Below are 2,332 nucleotides of genomic sequence, written 5' to 3'. Positions count from 1 at the left end.
ATTGTTTTGCTGGGGATCGTCAGCCTCTGCGCCGACGCCACCTACGAGGGGGCCCGCAGCATCTCCGGAGCTTTTTTGGGATCCCTGGGGGCCAGTGGCACGGTGGTGGGCCTGGTGGCCGGCGGGGGGGAGCTGCTGGCCTATGGGCTGCGCCTGGGCGTGGGCTACTGGAGCGACCGGCTCAGTAGGGATCCCGTGCACCGCAGTCGAGGGCAGTGGCAGCTCACCACCCTGGGCTATGTCCTCAACACGGCGGTGATCCCCGCTCTGGCCTGGGTGAGCAGTTGGCCTGGGGCTGCTTTGCTTTTGCTGGCCGAGCGCCTGGGCAAAGGGATCCGCACCCCGCCACGGGACCTGTTGCTCTCCCATGCGGCGCTGCAGGTGGGCCAGGGCATTGGGTTTGGCCTGCACGAGACCTTGGATCAAATTGGGGCGGTGGGAGGGCCGCTGCTGGTGGCAGGAATGGTTGCCGCCGGCTACGGGTTCCAAGGCGCATTCTTGGCCTTGGGGATCCCGGCGGCCCTGGGGCTGGGGGTGCTGGGGCTGGCCCAATGGCTGTATCCCACCCCGCGCGACTTTGAGCCGGAGCCGGAAACCGCTCCAGCAAAAGGCTTTTCCAGGGTCTTTTGGCTCTATCTCACAGCAGCGGCCTGTGTGGCCATGGGGTTTGCCGACTTTTCCCTCATTGCCCTGCACCTGCAGCAGCAAGGTGGCGAGGCGGCAGGGATCCCCTTGCTCTACGCCCTGGCCATGGGGGTGGATGCCCTAGCCGCCCTGGGCTGGGGCTGGCTATTTGACCGCCTGGGGCTGGGGAGCCTGTTGGGGGCGGTGGTCCTGTCTGCCGGTTTTGCGCCGCTGGCCTTTTCCGGCAGCTACGGGCTGACGGTGGTGGGCATGCTGCTCTGGGGGATTGGCCTGGGCGCCCAGGAATCGGTCATGAAGGCAGCAGTAGCCGGCATGGTGGCCGCCCAGGCGAGGGGCTTTGCCTTTGGGCTGTTTACCAGCATCTACGGCCTGGCCTGGTTTTTGGGCAGCGCCCTGATGGGGGTGCTCTACGATCTCTTTCTCCCCGCTTTGGTCATCTTCTCGGTAGCCGCTCAAGCCGCGGGGGCAGCTATCCTCTGGGTCTTAATCCTAAGGGGACAGGCTGGGGCCGGGCGATGAAAAAGCCCTGCACCAGATCTACGCCGCGGTCGCGCACCCACTGCAGCTCTCCTGCCGTTTCGATCCCTTCCGCCAGGGTAGTGATCCCCAGCTTTTGAGCCAGCTCCAGCAGTTTCTCGGCAATCACCGCCTTATAGGGATCCCGATCGACGCCGCGAATGAGCTCCCTATCCAGCTTGATGAGATCCGGCTGCACCTGGTGCAACAGGTTCAGGGAGCCGTAGCCGGCGCCCAGGTCATCCAGCGCCACCCGAAAGCCCGCCTGCCGATAGAAGCGCAAAATCCGCTGCAAGTGGTCCAAATCGGGGCTGCGGTCGGATTCGTTGACCTCAAACACCACCCGCTGGGGCGGGATCCCGGCGCGACTGATGGCCCAGACGGTGGAGCGCAGGCAAAAGGCCGGGTCGTAGATAGCCGTAGGGCTGAAGTTAATGAAGAGATCCCCTTGTAAGCGGTGCTGGGCGGCTGCGGCAATGGCCGTGCGGCGGGCGGCCAAGTCCAGGTGGTAGAGCAACTGGGCTTCACGGGCCATGGCAAAAAGCAAGCCTGGCCCAATCACCTTGCCCTCTTTGTCCAATCCCCGCACCAGCGCCTCGTGGCCAACCACACAAGTGGGATCCCACCCCCCGACAATGGGCTGAAAGTAGGTGGTGAGACGGTTTTCCTTCAACACTTCCAGCAAAAGCTCAGCTTGGGTGCGGTGGAACAACTGCAGCAGCGACTCCACCCGGGCGCAATCTTGCCAGCAGGGATCCCTATCTCCGGCCAAAAACAGGGCGCGGCTGGCCCGTATCTCTTCTTGCGAGAGAATATCAGCCATTGTCTCCAGGGTCTTCTTAAGGGCTCCCTGGGCAATGGCAACAACTAGGCCAAGGTCTTCTAAAACTTGCACGGGAACCTCTGTCTTGGCCTCCAGAGCCCGCCAGAGCTTCTGGTGGGTATGAGGAGTGGGCAGCCAGAGAAACAAGCGCCCTGGCTCTTGCAGAAAGGCGGCCAGAGCTGGGCAGTCGGGGCAAGACATAGATCTGCAGGGAGTAGCTAGAGGCAGTCCCCCCGACAGTATGCCTTAGCTCTCTTAGAAATTGCCAAAAGTTGTCAATCAAAAGAAAAGTGTCAAAACTGATCCTTCATACCCCGCAGCCGCGCAAAAACCCGCACCGGATCTTGA

General features: G+C 62.9%; 2 protein-coding genes. One reads left to right on the top strand and one right to left on the bottom strand.

All coding sequences use genetic code 11. The features are described 5' to 3' along the window. The coding region (locus tag NW853_RS01690; RefSeq protein ID WP_414347380.1) for an MFS transporter at positions 1 to 1,164 on the top strand (1,164 nt) is incomplete at its 5' end. On the opposite strand, the gene NW853_RS01685 is transcribed toward NW853_RS01690, so the two are convergent. Beyond that, positions 1,115 to 2,185 (bottom strand): EAL domain-containing protein, encoded by a 1,071-nt coding sequence (locus NW853_RS01685; RefSeq protein WP_414347377.1) that lies wholly within the window; start codon positions 2,183 to 2,185, stop codon positions 1,115 to 1,117. The genes NW853_RS01690 and NW853_RS01685 overlap by 50 nt on opposite strands. Positions 2,186 to 2,332 lie beyond the last annotated feature (147 nt).

Origin of the sequence: Synechococcus sp. H55.11 (genome assembly GCF_047462475.1) — a bacterium.
Taxonomy (GTDB): domain Bacteria; phylum Cyanobacteriota; class Cyanobacteriia; order Thermostichales; family Thermostichaceae; genus Thermostichus.
The sequence above is the reverse complement of the archived record's forward strand: the minus strand, read 5'-3'. Positions and strand labels throughout refer to the sequence as shown.